Raw genomic sequence first — 18,590 nt, 5'->3', positions numbered from 1 at the left:
GTTTGAATCCCTTGTCTTTGCTGCGGTCGGTCGGACCGCCCATATCCCAGAAGTCCTTAGATCGCTGTTCCTGCTCCTTGGCCTTCTGTTCGGCCTCAGAGTCTCCGCACCCGCTGAGTAGCAGGGCGGAGATGGAGGCGATAACGGCGGCGGTGATGATGCGTTTCATGATCAGAACCCCTTGTCTTTGCTGCGATCGGGCTCATCACCCATATCCAAGATTTTCTTAGAGTGTTCGGCCTGACTTTCGGTCTTTTGCTGGGAGTCTGAATCCCCGCACCCACTGAGCAGCAGGGTGGAAATGGTGGCGATAACAGCGGCGTTGATGATGCGCTTCATGGTCAGAGGTCCTTGTCTAGGCGGCGGTCGGCTGTCTTCTACCTGATCAGCCCTTTGGTTGCGGTGCTAGCCTTAAAGCCGCCAGTACCGCTCTGCACTTGATTGGGGCATTTGTCTCGCAGGCTTTGCATCAGGTTCGGGTACTTCTCTTCCTGTTTTTTCAGCATTTCGCTGTTGTTTCTCTTAAGGTCGGAACAAGTCGGTTCTTTAACTTCTTCAGCGCATCCCGTTAGGAGTTGCATGGCTAGTGAAGCGCTAATTGTAAGTATCAGTATTTTTTTCATTGTTTCTGCCTTGTTTAATACGTCGCTACTTAATGCGTTGGTGTGGCTTAAATCGTGAGTTTCTTGCGTTTATTGTCTGGCAAGGCGCTTGTGTGACGCTGGTTATGATCGGCCTTTCTTTGTTTATGAGGTTTATTGATCGGCGGTTCATTACCGAAGGCCTGTTGGAGAGTTGAAATAGAAATAGCCTTGGCGAATACTGCTTTGAAATGGTCGATCGATTGGTTTTCGATAGTTGTTTCGCTGTTCTCTTCTGTACGCCGTCGCTGATGGCAACGCTGGTAGGGGTGTTAGGTGTTCTTTAGTGCCGTTGCAGAATGCTTTCCACTACCGAGTTGAGTGCATGAGCCGGCATCAAGCGTGTGAGTACTGAGTCAGGCGGCGGAATCAATTTCGAGGTGTCGAATAATTGGGGGTAAGGATGTTTCAATATGCATCTTCTGGGCTCTTTTTGAATTTCCATTCAGTCATTTTTTGAGCCTTTAGATAACCTTTGCACGCGACAGTGAATTCGTCCCTGCTGGAGTCGTTAGATAACGCCGCCAAGTGCTTCTCGTATGTTCCGGGAGAGCAGTTCTCGGCTGTTGGTTCAGGGGGTTTTTCGTCGAGGCAGCCAGTCAGACTGGCAGTTAGGATAATTACTGCGGATAGCGTCAAAGCTTGAGGGTGCATATTTCCATCCTTGGAAATGACTTCAGGGATATTTTCGCGCCAGCGCGGAAGCTTCCTTGCTTAAGACGGATGCCGGTTTTTTCATCTGGGCTCGTGGGCTGAGCCAAGTCCCGTGCGGGCGGTAAGTTATGTGGCTGTGCGTCGATGATAAAGGGCCAAAGCGACTTTCTGCATGTAAGCCTTTTCTTACGGCTATGACGTAAAAAGAACTTCGTCACAAAGGCCTGAAGGCCGGTCAGTGGAGTCGGGCTGCCCTGGGTGAGTCGATTAGGTTCTGCCTCGCAGTCTGATTCGGGTCTCAAGGGCACGGTGGGCGTTTCTAAGGCCTATGGCGGCACGGGAAACCAGTGGATGGCTACCCGTAACACCATGCCAAACAACCGAGCGGCTACCTTCATCGGCATGCTCAATTTGAGGGCAAACTGCGGGCAAAAAAAACCCGGGTTCTGGGGGATGAATCCGGGTCAAGACCATTAGGAGTAAAAACAAGGTACGCGGTCCACGGTACCTTGGCTGGCGGGGCACTTGGGGGGAGATGCCGCGCACCAGTAATCTCAAGTATTGGCCAGGATTCCCCATCGTCCAGATTGGTTGCGACGCTTTCTTAAACGTATTTGGAATACCCTGGCGCCTGCTGAGCACTCAGCCTTGCTGCAACTGGCCTAGTACGGCCAGGGTTTGCTCGATCACTGCAGGTTCGGTGTAGAAATGTGGGGAGAAGCGCACACCTTTGCCCCGCTGTGCGCAGATCACCTGGCGCTCCCTGAGTTGAGTGAACAGGCGCTGGTTATCCCAGCCCGCCAGGCTGAAGGTGATAATGCCGGCCCGGCGTGCTGGGTTCAGCGGGCTGTGCAGCTGCATTCCGGCGAATCGCTGCAGGCCTTCCTGCAACTGCAGCATGCGTTCCTCAATCCGGGTCGCGACTTGCGCCATGCCGACTTCTTCAAGCAGCGTCAGGCTGGCTTCGAGCGCCATGGCTCCGAGCATGTTCGGGCTGCCGCACTCAAAGCGGCGGGCGCTGCGTGCGGGTTGCCATTGCGTGCGGTCGTAGTCGCCCGCGTGTTCCAGCATGTGCCAGCCGTATTCGTGCAGGGCCAGTTGCTCGCGCAGATCGCTGCGGCAATAGAACACCCCGAGGCCTTCCGGGCCGAGCATCCATTTGTGCCCGTCGGCCATGGCGAACGCGCAGTTGCAGGCCTGGGCGTCGAAGGGCAGGGCGCCAAGCTGCTGGATGGCGTCGACGCACAGCAGCACGCCGCGCTGCTGGCAGCCGGCACCGAGGCGCACCAGATCCAGACGCAGGCCGCTGGCGTACTGCACGGCGCTGATCGCCAGCAAGCGGGTGCGCGGGCCGCAGGCCGCCAGCAGCGCGCCTTCCGGGTCGGCGCCGGCGAGGCTGACCTGAATGACCTCGACACCCTGAGGTTGCAGGGCTTCCCAGACGACACGGTTGGAAGGGAACTCCTCGTCGCTGATGACGACCTGGTCGCCGGCACGCCAGTGCAGGCCGAAGGCGACGAAGGACAGGGCTTCCGAGGTGTTCTTGACCAGGGCGATATCTGCCGTGGTGGGGGCGTTGAGCAGGCGCGCGAGGCGCTCGCGCAAACGCCGTTCGACCTGCAGCCACTGCGGGTAATCGCGGGCGCCGAGCGTCGAGTTTTCCCGGGCGAAGGCCGCCACGGCTTCGCTGGCCCGGCGAGGCCAGGGCGCCACTGCCGCGTGGTTGAGGTAGCAGATATCCGACTCTAGAGGGAATTCGTCGCTTATTGTGATCATTGGGTCGATGATCCGTGCATTTCCGGACTGAATAGGCATAATATCGCCCCTCGATTTTTCATCCTGTAGTCACTTTATGAACAAAGAACCTCGCAAAGTCCGTGAATTCCGCCGTCGTGAACAGGAAATTCTCGATACCGCGCTCAAGCTCTTCCTTGAACAGGGTGAAGACAGCGTTACTGTCGAGATGATCGCCGACGCAGTCGGAATCGGCAAAGGCACCATCTACAAGCACTTCAAGTCCAAGGCCGAGGTCTACCTGCGCCTGATGCTGGACTACGAGCGCGACCTCAACTCGTTGTTCCACTCCGAAGACGTGGCCCGCGACAAGGAAGCGCTGTCGCGCGCCTACTTCGAGTTTCGCATGCGTGATCCGCAGCGCTATCGTCTGTTCGACCGCCTGGAAGAGAAGGTGGTCAAGGGCAATCAGGTGCCGGAGATGATCGAGCAGCTGCACAAGATCCGCGCCTCCAACTTCGAACGTCTGACCCTGCTGATCAAGGGCCGCATCGAAGAGGGCAAGCTGGAGAACGTGCCGCCGTATTTCCACTACTGCGCCGCCTGGGCACTGGTGCACGGGGCCGTGGCCCTGTACCACTCGCCGTTCTGGAGCAGTGTGCTGGAGGATCAGGACGGCTTCTTCCAGTTCCTCATGGACATTGGCGTGCGCATGGGCAACAAGCGCAAGCGCGATGGTGAGGCGCCAGGCGCCTGAGATGGTATTCAGCCCGCCAATGAAGCACATGGTGGCAGCGGCGGCGGGCATATACTCCGGGAATAGTCGCTTCGGAGTCGCTTCATGATCGTTGACCGTCAGGGCAGACGCTTTCGCAACCTGCGTGTCAGCCTGACCGCTGCCTGCAACTACGCCTGCACGTACTGCGTACCGGACGGCAAGCGCCTGGTGGCGGCGCAGGACGAGTTGTCCGCCGCGGCCATGGTGCGTGGCGTGGCCTACCTGATCGAAGCCGCCGGCATCGAACGCCTGCGCATCACCGGCGGCGAACCGCTGGTCAGCCCCAAGCTCGATCATTTCCTGCGCGAAGTATCCCAGTTGGGCCTGGCTGACATCAGCCTGACCAGCAACGGCCAACTGCTCTCGCGCAAACTGCCGCTGCTGCTCGAATGCGGGCTGCAGCGCATCAATGTGTCCCTCGACACCCTTGACCCCGAAGCCTTCCGCCGCATTGCCCGTGGCGGCGATCTGCCGACCGTGTTGCAGGGCCTGGAAGAGGCGCGGGCGGCCGGCTTGAAGATCAAGATCAACATGGTGCCGCTGCGTGGGCAGAACCATGAGCAGGTGCTGCCGATGCTCGACTACTGTCTGGAGCGTGGCTACGAGCTGCGCTTCATCGAACTGATGCGCATGGGCCACCTGGCGCGCGATGGCGCGAGTTTCCAGCAGCAGTTCTACGGCATGCCAGAGCTGCTGGAAGCGGTCGCCAGCCGCTACGAATACGTGCAGGCGGCAGCCCCGGTAGATGCCACTGCGCTGCGTTACGAGATTCCCGGGCACGGCTTCTTCGGCGTGATCGCCAACGAGAGCGTGCCCTTCTGCCGCACCTGTTCGCGCCTGCGCATGTCCTCCACGGGCTGGCTGCATGGCTGCCTGTCGTCGAGTAACCGTCACTATGTCGGTGACCTGCTCGACAAGCCTCGCCATCAGGCGCTGCCGGCCCTGCAACGCCTGCTGGTACGCGCCCTGGCGGACAAGCAGGATCTGGCCTTCGCCGGCGGCGTCACCATCATGAAAATCATCGGCGGCTGATACGCCGCCCCGAAGCCAGCACGAATCCATGTCTGCCGAATTCCCTATTGCCTATATCGAGCCGGTATTCCGACCACCGAGCGAAGCCCACTCGCTGATCCTGCCGGTGACCAACGGCTGCTCCTGGAACCACTGTACGTTCTGCGAGATGTACACCCAGCCGCAGAAGAAGTTTCGCGCTCGTGACGAGGCGCAGGTACTGGAGGAAATCCGCCGCGCCGGCGAGCGGCTGATCGTGCAGCGGGTGTTCCTCGCCGATGGCGACGCCCTGGTGCTGCCGACGCGGCGCCTGCTGAACATTCTCCAGGCCATCCGCGAACACCTGCCGGAGGTGCAACGGGTCTCCAGCTACTGCCTGCCGCGCAACCTGCGCAAGAAGTCGGTGGCCGAGCTCCAGGAACTGGCTGACGCCGGCCTGCGCATGGCCTATGTCGGTTGCGAGTCCGGCGATGACGAGGTGCTGGCGCGGGTCAACAAGGGCGAGACCTACGAGTCCAGCCTCAGTGCCCTGGAAAAACTTGGCGAGGCGGGGATCAGTCGCTCGGTGATGATCCTCAACGGCCTCGGCGGCACCGCCCTGAGCGAGCAGCATGCGGACAACTCGGCGCGGCTAATGAACGCCGCGCAGCCGGAGTTCCTGTCCACCCTGGTGGTCAGTTTCCCTCAGGGTGAGGCACGCCTTCGCGAAGGGTTCGAGGGCTTCCAGCCACTCGACCAGCAATCCCTGTTCCTGGAAGTGGAGCGCCTGCTGCAGGGGCTGGAGCTTAAAGACACGGTGTTCCGCAGCGACCATGCCTCCAACTACCTGGTGCTCAAGGGCAACCTGGGCGCGGACAAAGCGCGCCTGCTGGCCCAGGTGCGCCAGGCCATCGAGCGCCCGCAAAGCGCGCAGCTGCGCCAGGAGTGGCAGCGCGGTCTTTGACCGTCTCCAGGGTTGGCGCGGAAGCTGCTATGACTACCCATCCGCCGGTTTTCCGTCACCGGCACGGGAGGAACTGCAATGCGTAGCTTGATTCTGCTGCTGGTGCTGGGCGCACTCGGTGGCTGCATGAAGACCAGCGACCTGGCCGCCGGCGCCGAATACCAACTGCGGGACGTCGGTGTGCTGGACCACAGCGAGACGCGCCGCTCCGCCTCCTGGCGTTTGCAGGCCGACTCCTTCGTATTCATCGCCCAGGCCCACTACACCCCGCCCGGCGGCGCCAAGCCACGCCCCAACGTGGTGGCGGACGAGGCGTTCAAGGCCTTCGTCGAGTATTTCCCCCTGGTGCGCCGTTCGCCGCACCCGCTCGGGCTGGATCAGGCCATGAGCGCGGCTCGGGAGGCCGGCGCCCACTACCTGCTGTACACGCGCTTTGCCGGCGCCGACGACCGTATCGGTACGGTGGAGGAGTGGGAGGACGAGGAGGCCCTGGATCGGCTTGGCGTTGATACCGGGGTAGTCCAGCTGATGCTGATCGAGATCAGCACCCGCTACCTGGTGGATACTGCACGCATCCGCAATCGTGGCGGCTTTCTGACACTGTATGACAACCAGCCCGCCGACCAGCTGCGCGCGCCCTTCGAGCAATATGCCCGTACCCTGCTCGGGGTGAGCGAGCGCTAGGCGCCGGGCAAAAAGGAGAAAACGATGAGCGATGCAGACAAGGCCGGCGGCCTGTTGGCACAGATTCCCAAGAGCGAAGGCAAGGGCCTGCCTCCGGTGCATCTGTGGAACCCCGACTTCTGCGGCGACATCGACATGCGCATCGCCCGCGATGGCACCTGGTATTACCTGGGCACGCCGATCGGGCGCAAGCCGATGGTCAAGCTGTTCTCCACCATCATCCGCCGCGACGACGACAAGTATTTCCTCATCACCCCGGTGGAGAAGGTCGGCATCATCGTCGACGACGCGCCCTTCGTGGCCGTGAGCCTGCAGGTGAGCGGCGAGGGCGAGGCGCAGGTGCTGCGCTTCACCACCAATGTCGAGGATGAAGTCGAGGCCGGCACCGAGCATCCACTGCGCGTGGAGCTCGATCCCGAGACCCAGGAGCCGTCGCCCTACCTGCATGTGCGCAGCAACCTGGAGGCGCTGGTGCACCGCAATGTGTTCTACCAACTGGTCGACATGGCGGTGGAGCGGGAGATCGACGGCCAGCTCTGGCTCGGCGTGTGGAGCGGCGGCCAGTTCTTCCCCATCGGCCCGCAGCCCGAATAGGCCTGCCCGTTACTTTTTGCTGCATGTGGGAGCGGCTTTAGCCGCGAAGAGAAGTTGCCTAGGTTTTTCGCGGCTAAAGCCGCTCCCACAAAAGCAGTGTTACAGCGACAACACTCAGCGGGACAAAGCCTAGCCACCGGCATAGCCCTGCGCTGATCTGTGCGCCGCGTCAGTCATCGGCCCAGAGGCCCCGGGCTATTGCGGCAGCCGGGCGATCACCTTGATCTCGAAGTCGAAGCCAGACAGCCAGGTCACGCCGATAGCGGTCACCGTCGGGTATGGCGCTTCGCCCCAGTACTCGGCGGCTACTTCCCAGATGGTCTCGAATTTCGAGTCCGGGTTGACCATGAAGATGGTCGTGTCGACCACATCATCGAAACTGCAGCCTGCCTCGGCCAGGATCGTATTGAGATTGGCAAAGGTAAGGCGTACTTGCGCGCTCAGGTCCGGCTCGGGCGAACCATCCTTGCGGCTGCAAACCTGGCCGGACACGAACAGAAAGCCGTTGGAGCGAATCGCCGGCGAGTACCGATGCAGCTCGTACAGCGCATGGCGGTTGGGTGGGAATACCACATCACGTTTACGGGTCATTGCATGCTCCATCGTGGCCATTGCGGCCGGTTGTTTACGATGGAGTCACTGTAAAAAGCCGGTGGGTGGCGATAAACGAGCAACACTGTTCAGCACTGTTTGTAGAATCCAAACAATCCCGATCAGTCCGGAGGCGCGATGGATCGTTTCGATGCGATGCAGGCATTCGCCCGCGTGGTGGAAACCGGCAGCTTCACCAAGGCCGCCGACACCCTGCACATGAGCAAGACCAGCGTCACCCAGCTGGTGCAGCAACTGGAGGCGCGACTGCGTGTGCGCCTGCTCAACCGCACCACGCGCAAAGTCAATGTCACCGCCGACGGCGCCGCCTATTACGAGCGGGTGATCCGCCTGCTGGCCGATATGGACGATGCCGAAACCAGCCTGTCCGCCGCTTCGGCCGTGCCCAGGGGCAGGCTGCGGGTGGACGTGCCCAGCCCATTTGCCAGCATGATCCTAATCCCGGCGCTGCCTGCATTTCACCAGCGCTACCCCGAAATCCAGCTCGATCTGGGTGTCAGCGACCGCTATGTCGACCTGATCGGCGACAACGTGGACTGCGTGGTACGCGGCGGCACAATCACCGATCAGTCATTGATGGCCAGGCACCTGGGTGATCTGCAGATAGGCGTGTACGCATCGCCCGACTACCTGGCGCGCACCGGAACCCCTGCACACCCGAGCGAGCTGGCGGAGCACGCTATCGTCAGCTTCCTCGGTGCGCGCAGTCGCAAGGCTTTTGCCGGCGTCATGCAGCGCGGCGAGGAACGCATCGGCCTGCTGGGCCGCCCGGCGCTGGCGGTGGATGACGGCAACGCCTACCTCGCTGCCGGCCTCGCGGGGCTGGGCATCCTCTGGCTGCCGGAATACATGGCCAAACCCCATCGTGCCAGCGGCGCGCTGGTGCCGCTGTTCAAGGACTGGCAGCTGGACCCCATGCCGCTCTACCTGGCCTACCCACCCAATCGGCACGTCAGCGCCAAGCTGCGGGTGTTTATCGATTGGGTGGTGGCGCTGATGGCATAGCATGCGCCGCGCGGTATTTGAACTGTGTACGGCGCGGGTAGGTGATAAGGCGTTGCTTGAACAGTTTTGAATTTTTGGGGGACTGCTTTCGGCCAAAAGCGGACTTCAAATGCGTATGAGAGAATCTGAGTCAGGTCTGATCGTTCCCACGCAGAACGTGGGAACGATCAATTAAAGGAGTTTTCAACTGCATAAATATCAAGGGCGCTTCGGCGCCCTTTGAGTATTTTCTGGGGGAAGTTGTGAAGTGCATATATTGCGATCATGAAAGGGAGTTCAATGGGGAGCATGTCTTCCCCGCAGGGCTTGGCGGTGATGATTCGAGATATATTCTTGAAAAAACAGTCTGTGCCGTTTGCAACACGCTTTTCTCAAAGCTAGAGACGGAGTTGATGCAGAAATCTCCAACGGCTTTGGCCAGGATTGGAATGCAGCCGTCAGGCCGAAATCGAGGGAGGCAGACTAAAGAGCCAACGTTAACGACGAACGCAACTTATATTGTTGGAGAGGATGGTCGTCTTTTAGAGGCGTATATAGGAGGTGGGTTTAAATCTATTATCCTTCCGCAACTCCACATAGCTGGAAAAACGGCCAATCTAACCGCCGGTAATGGTGATTCATTACTGGGCTTCCTAGCCGAATTGCGCAGCCTGATTGAGAGCGAGGAATTTAATTTAATTAGGAAGGTGAAAGGGGATGGTGAAGCCTCATTTGAAGTTTCGATAGTACGAGCAGTAGGCGAAAGCTATGCAATAGGGCCTTCGATTAGGGTAGGGAAAGCACCGAAGAAGGGGCTATGGGTGCAATTCGCAGAGCAGGGGAAAGAGATCGAGAATAGATTTTATCGCACGAAGTCCAATACCCTGACATATAAGACATCTGTAGAAGACTCATTATTGCCTTCACTGGAATTTATTAGGGCTTACTTCAAGAAATACAGTAGTCCTGGCGAGTGGGCGGAATCTGTGGTTGAGCAGCCGCTGGTTCAGGTTGAGACTTCTGTGAATTTAGGGATGGCAGATAGAGCAATTGCAAAGATAGGCATAAATTTTCTTGCATATTTGAAAGGTTCTGATTACGTGCGCCACCCAGGATTTGAAAGTGTGAAAAAATCTATCCTTTCGGACGAGCCGCATTTACCGTGGACGCATACGGAGAATCAGCGAATTGTTCAGTTGCTGGGTACTCCCCCTGCATCGCACCATGCACTAATGATCGCAGCCTCTCCGGACCCTAGAGGTATGACAATGATTGTCATGGTGCTGAAGTTGTACGGTGGAACTGTGCATCAGGTTCGCTTAGCAGAGTCCGTTCCACATCCTGGCTGGACTGAGTCTCAGTATTTTTTAATTAATTACGTCTCTCATGAGATTCGGTCGATAGAAATGCTCGAATACATGGCAAGGTATTGTGATATGGACGCAGTGCTTGGCTTACTCCAGGAGGATGGGGGCCAGTTGCAATCCTAACTGCTGAGCAGACGCGGTCTTCGCCGTGAAGCCCATAGCATCGGTCTTATGGTTTCAGCCGTGGTTGCAAAGGCATTTGAGGACAAAGCGCTCGTTGATAGCCTGTATGAGTTTTTAGCGCATTACGAGGCGCCTAACAGTTACAACAAAAGTGCCGAGGTCTAGCTACTCCATCAACGGGCATGCTCCGGCTAGCTTTGCCTGCTGCGCATATCGTTATGCCAAGCGTTAATGACCGCTCATGGCCGATCAGCGCCAGTCGTATCAGGCACGAAGCGTTCATTAGAAGCCTTTATCATCTACCTCGCCCTTAAGCAGCTCCTCATCAAGTCTGATCGAAATTAGCTGCATGCCCTCCACAAAATCCCTGCTGAAACCCTCAACAGGAGCGGAGTGGGGAACAAGTACCTTCAAATTTGCGAACGCTTCGTGCTGCTGAAGTTGGTGAAGGTAACGTTGCAAGAGGTCTGGTTTGGTAGCAGACCTTGAAAGGTGCTTCTTCACACGTTCCTCGTATTGCCCCACCTCTTTCTCATTCGCACAGTCACCCTCATCAGTCATCGCAAGAAGCTCACGGGAGAAGCGTTTTTGCGACCAACCCAGCTGCTTGATCAACTTTTTGATTTCCCGCTGTAACAGCTCTGTTTCTGTCCCCATCTGTCCCCATGCACCTAGCTAATGTTCGGGTCGTCCCAGCGGGGACACCTAAAACCACTGATGGAAGGAAATGAAAATGTCCAAAAAAATGACTCAAGCCGACGCTTCGCGCATTGCCTCCGCTACCGCAAGGTTAAATGGAGGCCAGATTCCAAAAGCCTCTTTCGCCTCGCGCGCTCAATCGGCCGCAAGCAGCAAGGGTGCTGGTTGGCCGAGCAAAAATGATGGCATGCCCTCCGGCGGCGGTCGTGATAACAACCCGCCAGCTCCAAAACGGTAATATCCAGCGTTAGTAGGACAAGGACGTCCTAGTATGCTTGCACTGCCTGGCTGCCGACTCAAAGGCCGCCAGGTATTTATCCGTGTTCTCGTTGAAATCCTTGACCTTGAAAGTCTTCTGCACCGCACCTAAAGCGCAGATACAGTCATCCCTCTTACCTGCGTATTTGTAGCTGTCCAAAGGTCGCTGCGATGAACTAAGACACATATCGATAATCGCATACTCATTCGTTATGGAGTAGCGATCCATATATCCCTTATGGTCGACCAACTCTTTAGTTCCGATTACACCAACTCCAAAGGCCACAACTACAGCTCCTACCGACTTCTTGATCTTTCCGTAGGTGTGTCCAGTCAGCGGCTCTTTGCAGTGCCCACAATTAACTTGAGTAGACAGATTTAGATCATTTGATTTAGAGCAGCCTGGGCATTTGATCAGCATGACAATCCTTGTACTTTCATACACAGCTCATAGGGCTACTGGAGGAGAGGTTAAAATTGGTGAGCAGTCTACAGCATGCCATGCCTGACATGATTGCAATTAACTATTCCAAGGGGCCTTCAGTAGGCAGCTGTAGCCTGTGGACAGGCGCAGAATTGCCTAGACCGACGGCCGCTTCTGGCCGATTACAGACTTTCGGCAAACTCTGCACAAATCGAGAAACGGACAGCCTCTACATATTCTGCGCGATATGCCAGAGCACCCCGCTCGGGTCGAACAGTACGAACTCCCGCATCCCCCAGGGTTGGTCGACCAGGTCTCCCATGCGCACGGCAAAGCGTTCGGCCAGGCCCGACTCGCTAAGGTGGCGGTGCCAGGCATCCACATCTTCCACCAGCAGGTGCATGACGAAGTTTTCCGCCTGCTCGCGTACGTAGAAGTTCTGCAGCAGGAAGCTGCAGGTACCGTGGCGCATATAGGCCAGGTTGTCGTCGCGCCAGGGCATGCCGAAGCCCAGGGCCTGGTAGAAGGCCTGGGAGCGGGCGAAGTCCTTGGCGGGCACTAGGGTCTTGAGTTCCACGCTGTTGAGGTTGCTCATCGGCGGTCTTCCTTGTGCTCAGTACAGGTCGTTGCGTTTGGCTGGCTTGATTACCTGGAAGAAGCTGTAGCCCAGGCCGATATCGGTCACCACGCGGGTGCAGACGGCAGGGATGGCGATCAGCGCGTGGATGAGCATGGCCGTGGCGGCGTAGGCGGTGAACTCCAGGCTGCGCAGGGCGAGTGGCAGAGGATCGCAGCGGCTCTCCAGCAGTGCCTGGCGCAGGGTGGGTAGGTCGGGCCAGTGCTCGCGATCGATCTTCGTGCGCATGGCCTGCGGGTAGAGGTTGCGGCTGCGGCAGCCACGGCGGAAGGCGCGCCACATGCGTTTGGGTTCGAGCACCAGGCCGGTGGAGAGGGCGATCAGGTTCATGGTGCCGAGCAGGGGTGAGTTGAGCATCGAGCCGGTGCCCAGCTCCCAGGCGCTGACTTCGCCTTCGCCGATGCGCCCGGTGCTGTAGCCGGTCGCGACGTGGTGCAGGTCGTGGTACTTGAGATAGCGGTGGCGGGTTTCGATATTCGGCAGCGGTACCAGCAAGCACCCGGTGTAGACCGGCACCGTGCAGGCCTGGCGGTCGGCGCTGTCGCTGAAGCCGCAGCGGCGGTAGAAGGCGGCGAGTTCTTCCTTGAGTGTCATGTTTCCGTCCCTGGAATCCTGATCAGCGTGGGTATAGCGGCGGCAGCGGGCTGGCTTCCTGCGGGTGGGTAGCGGTTTCGAGCGGCGGCAGGCTGCGGATCGCTTTCCACAGGCTCTCGCCTTGCCATTGGTGGCCGCTCTCGCTGTACAGCGCGCCGTTCAGACCGTCGAGGGCTTCGGACAGCGGCAGGAAGCGTTCGGCCATGTCGGCCAGGGTTTCCGGTTGCTGGCGCGCCCAGGCGTCGATGGCCTGGCGGCTGGCTTGGCTGTCGTTGGCCTGGCAGGCGCGCTTGATGTCGTCGAGCAGGGTGCGTGGGCTGGGGCCGGTCTGCGCCGTGGGCAGGATCGCCGGCTGGCGGCGGGCGCGCCACCACAGGCCGAAGCCGAGCAGGGTGCTCAGGCTCAGCAGCAGGCAGGCCAGCTGCCAGGGCCAGAGGGGGGATACGTCGCTGGGGCTGATTTCGCCGACGTTGTCGACCGGTGCCTCCACCTCAAGGCTGGGATTGTTCGCCACCTGCAGCTCGCGGGCGGGCAGGCTGGCGGTTTCCAGGCGGTCGGTCTCGGTGTTCCACCAGCGTACCTGTACGGCCGGCAGGCTGATGTGGCCGCTCTGGCTGGCGACCAGCGCCTCGCTTTCCTCGCGGCTGCCGGCCAGGCCCTTGTCATTGGTCTGGTTGCGCAGCTGCGGCTGGTCCGGGTAGCGGCGCAGCCCGCTCACGTCCTGAATCGGCATTGGCGGCAGCTGGGCGCTGGACAGTCCCTCGGCACGCAGCATGAGGTTGCGCGTCAGCGAGTCGCCGATGTTCAGCGTCGCGCCCGGCTCGGGGCTCCAGGCTTCGCTGAGGGTCAGCGCGCGGGCCGGCAGCCAGGGGGCGTCGGCCGGCCAGGCCGCTGGCTTGGGTTTCACCTGCAGGGGAATCTGCGGCGAGCGCACGCGGGTCAGGCGCCCCGGGCGCGGGCCGAAGGGGTTGTAGTCCTGGGCCGACGAGCGCAGCGCCGGGGTGGCGCTGAACACCTGGGAAGGGATGGTCAGCTCGCCGCTCTGCTGCGGGAAGATGGCGTAGCGCAGCTCGATCACGCCATGGCGCACGCCGTTGACATCGGTTTCGTAGGTGCGCGGGTCGCCCAGCTGCTCGACGCGTGCATCGGGGATGTTCAGCGGCGTGAGGCTGCTGTCGTCGTACAGCGAGACCGAGTGGTAGATGCGCAGGGTCAGCACCACCTGGGCCTGCACGTAGACGCTCTCATGATCCAGGCTGGCGTCGATGAAGATCGGTGCCAGCTTGCCGCCGGCTTCGGTCTTGACCACTTCCAGGGTGATCGGCTGACTCTCTGCATCGCCCAGCTTGAGCGGCGGCACCACCACGAAGCCGGTCTGCAGCGGCAGCAGGGTGACGATCCAGCGTGTGCTGGCGCGGGCCTTGCCGTCGAAGCTGGAGAGGCGGTTTTCCTGGCGTGTGCTGACGACCTCGAACTGCTGCTTGAGCGGTTCCAGATCGGGCATGCCGAACACCGTGACATCGTCCGATTCGAGGATAAGGTCCAGCGACTCGCCCTCGTTCAGGCGGGCGCGGTCGACGGTGGCGGAGAAGCCGGCGGCACTGGCCTGCAGGGTGGCGAGGCAAAGGAGGAGGGCGCAAAGCAGGCGCTTCATCGGGACTGTTCCTGGCGTTGCTGTTGTTCGTAACGGAATTTGCGCCGCAGCAGCTCGCCCGGGTCGTCCGGGATCTGCCGCAGCCATTGCTCCAGGGCGTCGCGCTGTTCGCCGTCGAGAGGTTCGGCGGTGCTGCCCTGGGTGTCGGTTTGCGTTTCGCCTTCGCCAGCTTGCTGGGCATTGGCCTGCTGTTGGCGCTCGGCGGCTTGTTCCTGGCCTTCCTGTGCTTGCTGCTGCCCCGCCTGCTGCTCGGGCTGAGCCTGTGGCTGTTGCTCGGACTGCTCGCCCTGGCCGGGTGATGTTTTCCCGGTGGCGGGTTGTTGCGATTCCTGCGGGCTCTGCTCTTGCTGTTGCCTGTTCTGGTTCTGCTGCGATTGCTGCTGTTGCTGCTGGCGCAGCAGCTGCTCGACCAGGGCCTTGTTCTGCAGGGCCTGGGGAAATTCGGGCTGGCGCTCCAGGGCCTGTTCGTAGGCGTCCAGGGCGGCTTCCAGTTCGTTGCTCTTGGCCAGGGCGTTGCCGCGGTTGTAGTGGGCAGCGGCGGTGTCGGCCTGGGCGAAGCGTTCGGCGGCGGCGGGGTAGTCACCGGCGCGGTACAGGGCCTCGCCCTGCCACTGCGGATCCTGGAAATGGCCGGCGGCTTCCTTGGGCTGGTCTGTCTGCAGCAGGCGCTGGCCCTGCTGGTCCGGGCGCAGCCACAGGTCGTTCCAGCCGAAGGCGTAGCTGGGCTGTGGGCCGAGTAGCAGCAACAGCGGCAGGCAGAACAGCCAGCCACGGCGCCCGGCGCAGGCGGCCAGCAGCAACAGTGGCAGCAGCAGCCAGTGGCCCTGGTCGGCCCAGGCCGCCAGCTGGGTCGGCTCGCCGCTGTCGCGCAGTTCCTGCGGGCCGTCCAGCAGGCCGAGGGCCTGCAGGTCGTCATCGCCAGGGCGTGCCCTGCGGTACTGGCCGCCCAGGTCGTTGGCGAAGCGGCGCAGGCCGGCCTCGTCCAGGCGCGGTACCAGGATGGTGCCGTTGGCGTCCTTGAGGAACGTGCCGTTCTCACTGCGAATCGGCGCGCCCTCGAGACTGCCGACACCGAGGATCGCCAGGCGCTCGCGGCGGCCCTGCAGGCTCGCGCGAATGCCATCGCGCTCGGCGTCGCTCAGTTCGCTGCCGATCAGCAGCAACCGGCCGCGGCCCTGGGCGCCCTGTTCGAGCAGGGCCAGGGCCTTGGCCACGGCCAGGTCCGCCTGGCGGCCGGGCTCGGGCATGATCGACGGCTTGACCGCTTCGAGCAGGTTGCGCGTGGTGGCCAGGTCGTCGGACAGGGGTACCAGGGTATGGGCGCTGCCGGCATAGACGATGATCGCGGTCTGTGCGTCGCGGCGGGCCTGCAGCAGGTCGAGCAGCTTGCGCTTGGCCTGTTCCAGACGGTTCGGCGCGGCATCGCCAGCGAGCATGGCCGGGGTCAGTTCGAGCAGCACCACCAGCGGGTCGGCGCGTTTCTGGCTGGCCTGTTCCATGCGTTGCCAGCTGGGGCCGAGCAGGGCCAGCACGGCCAGCAGCCAGGCCAGGCCGAGGGCGATCCAGGGTAGGCGGTTGCTGCGGGCGCGGCCACCGGACAGCAGTACCGCCTGAAAGGCGGCCGGCAGCAGTGTCTGCCAGCGTCCGCTGCGGCGCTGGCGGTGCCAGAGCAGCCAGAGCAGCCAGCCGAGCAGCGGCAGCAGGAGCAGCCAGAAGGGGCGCAGCCATTGCGGCCAGAGCCATTCCATCAGGCGGCCCCCCCGAAGCGTGAGGTGAGCGTCTGCCAGTGCTGCGGCCACAGCTCGCGGGCGACCAGCAACAGGCTGATGAGCAGCGCGATGGCCAGCGGCCAGGCGTACAGGGCGTGTGCCGGGCGTGCCCGGGTTGGCAGTTGGGCGGCCGGTTCGAGGCGGTCGAGGGTGCTTTCGATGTCCTGCAGTTCTTCGCTGCTGCGGGCGCGGAAATACTGGCCGCCGGTCTGCTTGGCGATGGCGATCAGGGTCGCCTCGTCCAGATCGACTCCGGGATTGAGGCCGAGCATGCCCATGATGCCGCTCTGCTCGGGGTCGGCGCCGATGCCGATGGTGTAGATCTTCACCCGCTGCTCGGCGGCCAGGCGCGCTGCGGTACGCGGTTCGATCTCACCGCCGTTGTTGGCACCGTCTGTGATCAGCACCAATACGCGACTGTCGGCCGGACGCTCGCGCAGACGCTTGACCGCCAGGCCGATGGCGTCGCCGATGGCGGTCTGCGGCCCGGCGATGTTGATCAGCGCTTCGTCCAGCCAGGTGCGCACGGTGTGGCGGTCGAAGGTCAGCGGCGACTGCAGGTAGGCGCGGCTGCCGAACAGGATCAGGCCGACACGATCGCCGCGACGATCCTCGATGAAGTCGCCGAACAGGCGCTTGACCAGTTCCAGGCGCGGGATGTCCTCACCGTCCCACTGCATGTCGTCATGTTCCATGGAGCCGGAAACGTCCACGGCCAGCAGCAGGTCGCGGCCGCTGGCCGGCAGCGGCAGCGGTTCGCCGACCCATTCCGGGCGGGCGGCGGCCAGCAGCAGGAACAGCCACAGCAGCACGAAGGGGGCCTGCTGGCGCCAGGCCGGCAGGTTGGCGCGGGCGCGGCGGCCGCTGAGGCCTTCCAGCTCATAGAGGAAACTGACCTTGAGTGCGGCCTCGCCGCTGTCGGCCGCCGGCAGCAGCAGGCGCAGCAGCCAGGGCAGGGGCGCGAGGAGGAAGGCCCAGGGCCAGGCGAACTCAAACATGCTTGCGGATCCAGGTGGCGACGGCCTGCTGCAAGCCTTCGATGGCCTTGTCGTCGAGGCTGCAGTTGGCCCGGTAGCCGCCTTCCACCAGGATCATCCAGCGAGTCAGGCCGGCGGCCGGACAGCGGCTGTCGAGGAAGGCCAGCCAGGCCCGGCCGCTCAGGGTATGGCTATGGTCCTGTGGGTAGTGGGCGCGCGCCATGCGTTTGAGCAGGGCGTTGAGCTGCTGTAGCCAGGGCCCGGCGGGGGCGCCGTCGTAGGGTTTGGCCAGGCTGGCTAGTTCGTCGAGGGCGGCCTGGCGCAGCGGGTCCAGCGGTTGTTCGGCGAGCTGGCGCTGGCGGCGCCGGGGCAGGTAGCGGCGCAGGTACCAGAGCGCCCAGCACAGCAGGGGCAGCAGCACGGCGAGCAGCCACCAGCCGGGCGCTGGTGGCCACCAGGCCACGGGCGGCGGGGCGATGGTCGGTTGCAGCTGGTCGAGCGGGTTCATGGTCGCTTGCCCGTCTGCTGGCCGCTGAGGTGTTCGCGCAGCTGTTCGACCAGGTCGTGGCCTGTGGACAGCGGCAGCAGCGGCACGCCGAGCTTCTGCGTCAGGCGCTGCCAGCGTGCTCGGCGCTGTTCGGCCAGTTGCTGGTAGGCGTTGCGCAGGTCGCTGCCGTGGGTGTCCAGCTCCAGCTGCGCGCCGTGTTCGGCGAAGCGCAGCAGACCGGCGGCCGGCAGGCCATGGTCGAGCGGATCGGAGACCGGCAGCAGGAGCAGGTCTGTGTGCCGGGCCAGCAGACTCAGCTGCTGTTCGGCGGCGTCATTCAGGGCGCGCTCGTCGCACAGGATGATCGCCAGGCTGCCCGGGCGCAGCACTTCACGGGCGCGGCGCAGGGCCAGGCCGAAACTGTCGCGGCCGTTCTGCGCTTCGGTATGCAGGCCCTGGTTGGCGCGGGCCAGGCGGTTGAGCAGCTGCAGCAGGCTCTGCTTGCTGCGCCGTGGCTTGATCTCGTGATGCTCGGTATCGCCGAACACCAGGCCGCCGATACGGTCGTTGTGCGCCAGCGCGGCCCAGCCGAACAGGCTGGCGGCCTGGGCGGCGAGTACTGACTTGAATTGCAGGGTAGAGCCGAAGAACAGCCGCCGGCTCTGCTCGACCATGATGAAGATGGGCCGTTCGCGCTCCTCGTGGAACAGCTTGGTGTGCGGCTCCTGGGTGCGCGCGGTGACGCGCCAGTCGATGGTGCGCACGTCGTCGCCTGGCTGGTACACGCGCACCTGGTCGAAGTCTACGCCGCGCCCGCGCAGCTTGGAGTGGTGCAGGCCGATCAGCGGGCTGCGCTTGGCCGGGGTGGAGAACAGCTGCACCTCGCGCACGCGGTGACGCATCTCGATCAGCTCGGCGAGGCTGATGCGGATGCCCGGCGGGGTTGGCTGCAGGTGCATGGTTCGG

The 18,590-nt window shown here is 62.0% G+C and carries 21 protein-coding genes; 8 read left to right on the top strand and 13 right to left on the bottom strand.

Going from position 1 to position 18,590, the window contains the following annotated elements; genetic code table 11:
* Window positions 1–171: 171 nt before the first annotated feature.
* From AYB31_RS21695 to AYB31_RS05700, 4 genes are all read right to left on the bottom strand, one after another.
* Entirely contained in the window at window positions 172–339 is a 168-nt protein-coding gene (locus tag AYB31_RS21695) for a hypothetical protein (RefSeq protein WP_161489373.1), read from the bottom strand.
* A gap of 38 nt (window positions 340–377) precedes the next feature.
* The gene (locus tag AYB31_RS21340; protein ID WP_153020643.1) at window positions 378–623 is read right to left on the bottom strand and encodes a hypothetical protein; all 246 of its coding nucleotides are present in this window, start codon (window positions 621–623) and stop codon (window positions 378–380) included.
* 426 nt (window positions 624–1,049) lie between these two features.
* Window positions 1,050–1,295, bottom strand: coding sequence for an entry exclusion lipoprotein TrbK (trbK, locus tag AYB31_RS21035; protein ID WP_082805205.1), 246 nt, complete (start codon window positions 1,293–1,295; stop codon window positions 1,050–1,052).
* A 642-nt stretch (window positions 1,296–1,937) separates the two neighbouring features.
* On the bottom strand, window positions 1,938–3,071 hold the full coding sequence (locus AYB31_RS05700) for an aminotransferase class V-fold PLP-dependent enzyme (RefSeq protein WP_068826633.1): 1,134 nt from the start codon (window positions 3,069–3,071) through the stop codon (window positions 1,938–1,940).
* A 76-nt stretch (window positions 3,072–3,147) separates the two neighbouring features.
* Between AYB31_RS05700 and AYB31_RS05695 the strand changes: the two genes are divergently transcribed.
* From AYB31_RS05695 to AYB31_RS05675, 5 genes are all read left to right on the top strand, one after another.
* On the top strand, window positions 3,148–3,786 hold the full coding sequence (locus AYB31_RS05695; protein ID WP_068826631.1) for a TetR/AcrR family transcriptional regulator: 639 nt from the start codon (window positions 3,148–3,150) through the stop codon (window positions 3,784–3,786).
* 84 nt (window positions 3,787–3,870) lie between these two features.
* Window positions 3,871–4,839 carry a GTP 3',8-cyclase MoaA gene (locus AYB31_RS05690; RefSeq protein WP_068826630.1) on the top strand — a complete coding sequence of 323 codons (969 nt, stop codon included), beginning with the start codon at window positions 3,871–3,873 and terminating at the stop codon, window positions 4,837–4,839.
* A 28-nt stretch (window positions 4,840–4,867) separates the two neighbouring features.
* Window positions 4,868–5,761: a radical SAM protein gene (locus AYB31_RS05685; protein ID WP_068826628.1), complete on the top strand. Its 894-nt coding sequence runs from the start codon at window positions 4,868–4,870 to the stop codon at window positions 5,759–5,761.
* A 78-nt stretch (window positions 5,762–5,839) separates the two neighbouring features.
* Complete coding sequence (locus AYB31_RS05680) at window positions 5,840–6,445, top strand: DUF4823 domain-containing protein (protein WP_068826627.1); 606 nt, start codon at window positions 5,840–5,842, stop codon at window positions 6,443–6,445.
* A 24-nt stretch (window positions 6,446–6,469) separates the two neighbouring features.
* On the top strand, window positions 6,470–7,039 hold the full coding sequence (locus AYB31_RS05675) for a DUF1285 domain-containing protein (RefSeq protein WP_068826625.1): 570 nt from the start codon (window positions 6,470–6,472) through the stop codon (window positions 7,037–7,039).
* A 195-nt stretch (window positions 7,040–7,234) separates the two neighbouring features.
* Here the strand turns inward: AYB31_RS05675 and AYB31_RS05670 are convergent, their stop codons facing one another.
* Entirely contained in the window at window positions 7,235–7,630 is a 396-nt protein-coding gene (locus tag AYB31_RS05670; protein WP_068826624.1) for a RidA family protein, read from the bottom strand.
* A gap of 138 nt (window positions 7,631–7,768) precedes the next feature.
* Here AYB31_RS05670 and AYB31_RS05665 point away from each other — a divergent pair, with 138 nt between their 5' ends.
* Window positions 7,769–8,656 (top strand): LysR family transcriptional regulator, encoded by an 888-nt coding sequence (locus AYB31_RS05665; protein WP_068826622.1) that lies wholly within the window; start codon window positions 7,769–7,771, stop codon window positions 8,654–8,656.
* A 242-nt stretch (window positions 8,657–8,898) separates the two neighbouring features.
* Window positions 8,899–10,125, top strand: a complete 1,227-nt coding sequence (locus tag AYB31_RS21335; RefSeq protein WP_153020642.1) for a hypothetical protein — start codon at window positions 8,899–8,901, stop codon at window positions 10,123–10,125.
* Window positions 10,126–10,407: 282 nt separating this feature from the next.
* Here the strand turns inward: AYB31_RS21335 and AYB31_RS05655 are convergent, their stop codons facing one another.
* Complete coding sequence (locus AYB31_RS05655) at window positions 10,408–10,740, bottom strand: hypothetical protein (RefSeq protein WP_153020641.1); 333 nt, start codon at window positions 10,738–10,740, stop codon at window positions 10,408–10,410.
* Between the two features lie 112 nt (window positions 10,741–10,852).
* Here AYB31_RS05655 and AYB31_RS22230 point away from each other — a divergent pair, with 112 nt between their 5' ends.
* Complete coding sequence (locus AYB31_RS22230; protein WP_153020652.1) at window positions 10,853–11,062, top strand: hypothetical protein; 210 nt, start codon at window positions 10,853–10,855, stop codon at window positions 11,060–11,062.
* A 673-nt stretch (window positions 11,063–11,735) separates the two neighbouring features.
* Here the strand turns inward: AYB31_RS22230 and AYB31_RS05645 are convergent.
* The 7 genes from AYB31_RS05645 to AYB31_RS05615 are packed head-to-tail and all read right to left on the bottom strand — an operon-like array spanning window position 11,736 to window position 18,583.
* The gene (locus tag AYB31_RS05645) at window positions 11,736–12,101 is read right to left on the bottom strand and encodes a VOC family protein (RefSeq protein ID WP_068826616.1); all 366 of its coding nucleotides are present in this window, start codon (window positions 12,099–12,101) and stop codon (window positions 11,736–11,738) included.
* An 18-nt stretch (window positions 12,102–12,119) separates the two neighbouring features.
* Window positions 12,120–12,737 carry a hypothetical protein gene (locus AYB31_RS05640; protein ID WP_068826615.1) on the bottom strand — a complete coding sequence of 206 codons (618 nt, stop codon included), beginning with the start codon at window positions 12,735–12,737 and terminating at the stop codon, window positions 12,120–12,122.
* 22 nt (window positions 12,738–12,759) lie between these two features.
* The gene (locus AYB31_RS05635) at window positions 12,760–14,391 is read right to left on the bottom strand and encodes a BatD family protein (protein WP_068826613.1); all 1,632 of its coding nucleotides are present in this window, start codon (window positions 14,389–14,391) and stop codon (window positions 12,760–12,762) included.
* Window positions 14,388–16,139, bottom strand: coding sequence for a VWA domain-containing protein (locus AYB31_RS05630; RefSeq protein ID WP_068826611.1), 1,752 nt, complete (start codon window positions 16,137–16,139; stop codon window positions 14,388–14,390). The genes AYB31_RS05635 and AYB31_RS05630 overlap by 4 nt, the downstream gene beginning before the upstream one ends.
* Window positions 16,139–17,158, bottom strand: coding sequence for a VWA domain-containing protein (locus AYB31_RS05625; protein ID WP_068826609.1), 1,020 nt, complete (start codon window positions 17,156–17,158; stop codon window positions 16,139–16,141). Before AYB31_RS05625 ends, AYB31_RS05630 begins: the two co-directional genes overlap by 1 nt.
* Window positions 17,151–17,645 (bottom strand): DUF4381 domain-containing protein, encoded by a 495-nt coding sequence (locus AYB31_RS05620; RefSeq protein WP_068826607.1) that lies wholly within the window; start codon window positions 17,643–17,645, stop codon window positions 17,151–17,153. The genes AYB31_RS05625 and AYB31_RS05620 overlap by 8 nt, the downstream gene beginning before the upstream one ends.
* Window positions 17,642–18,583: a DUF58 domain-containing protein gene (locus AYB31_RS05615; RefSeq protein ID WP_068826605.1), complete on the bottom strand. Its 942-nt coding sequence runs from the start codon at window positions 18,581–18,583 to the stop codon at window positions 17,642–17,644. Before AYB31_RS05615 ends, AYB31_RS05620 begins: the two co-directional genes overlap by 4 nt.
* Window positions 18,584–18,590: the final 7 nt, after the last annotated feature.

The sequence above is a fragment of the Pseudomonas sp. BMS12 genome (assembly GCF_001592875.1).
Taxonomy (GTDB): Bacteria; Pseudomonadota; Gammaproteobacteria; order Pseudomonadales; family Pseudomonadaceae; genus Aquipseudomonas.
This window is presented reverse-complemented; position numbering and strand designations above follow the sequence as displayed.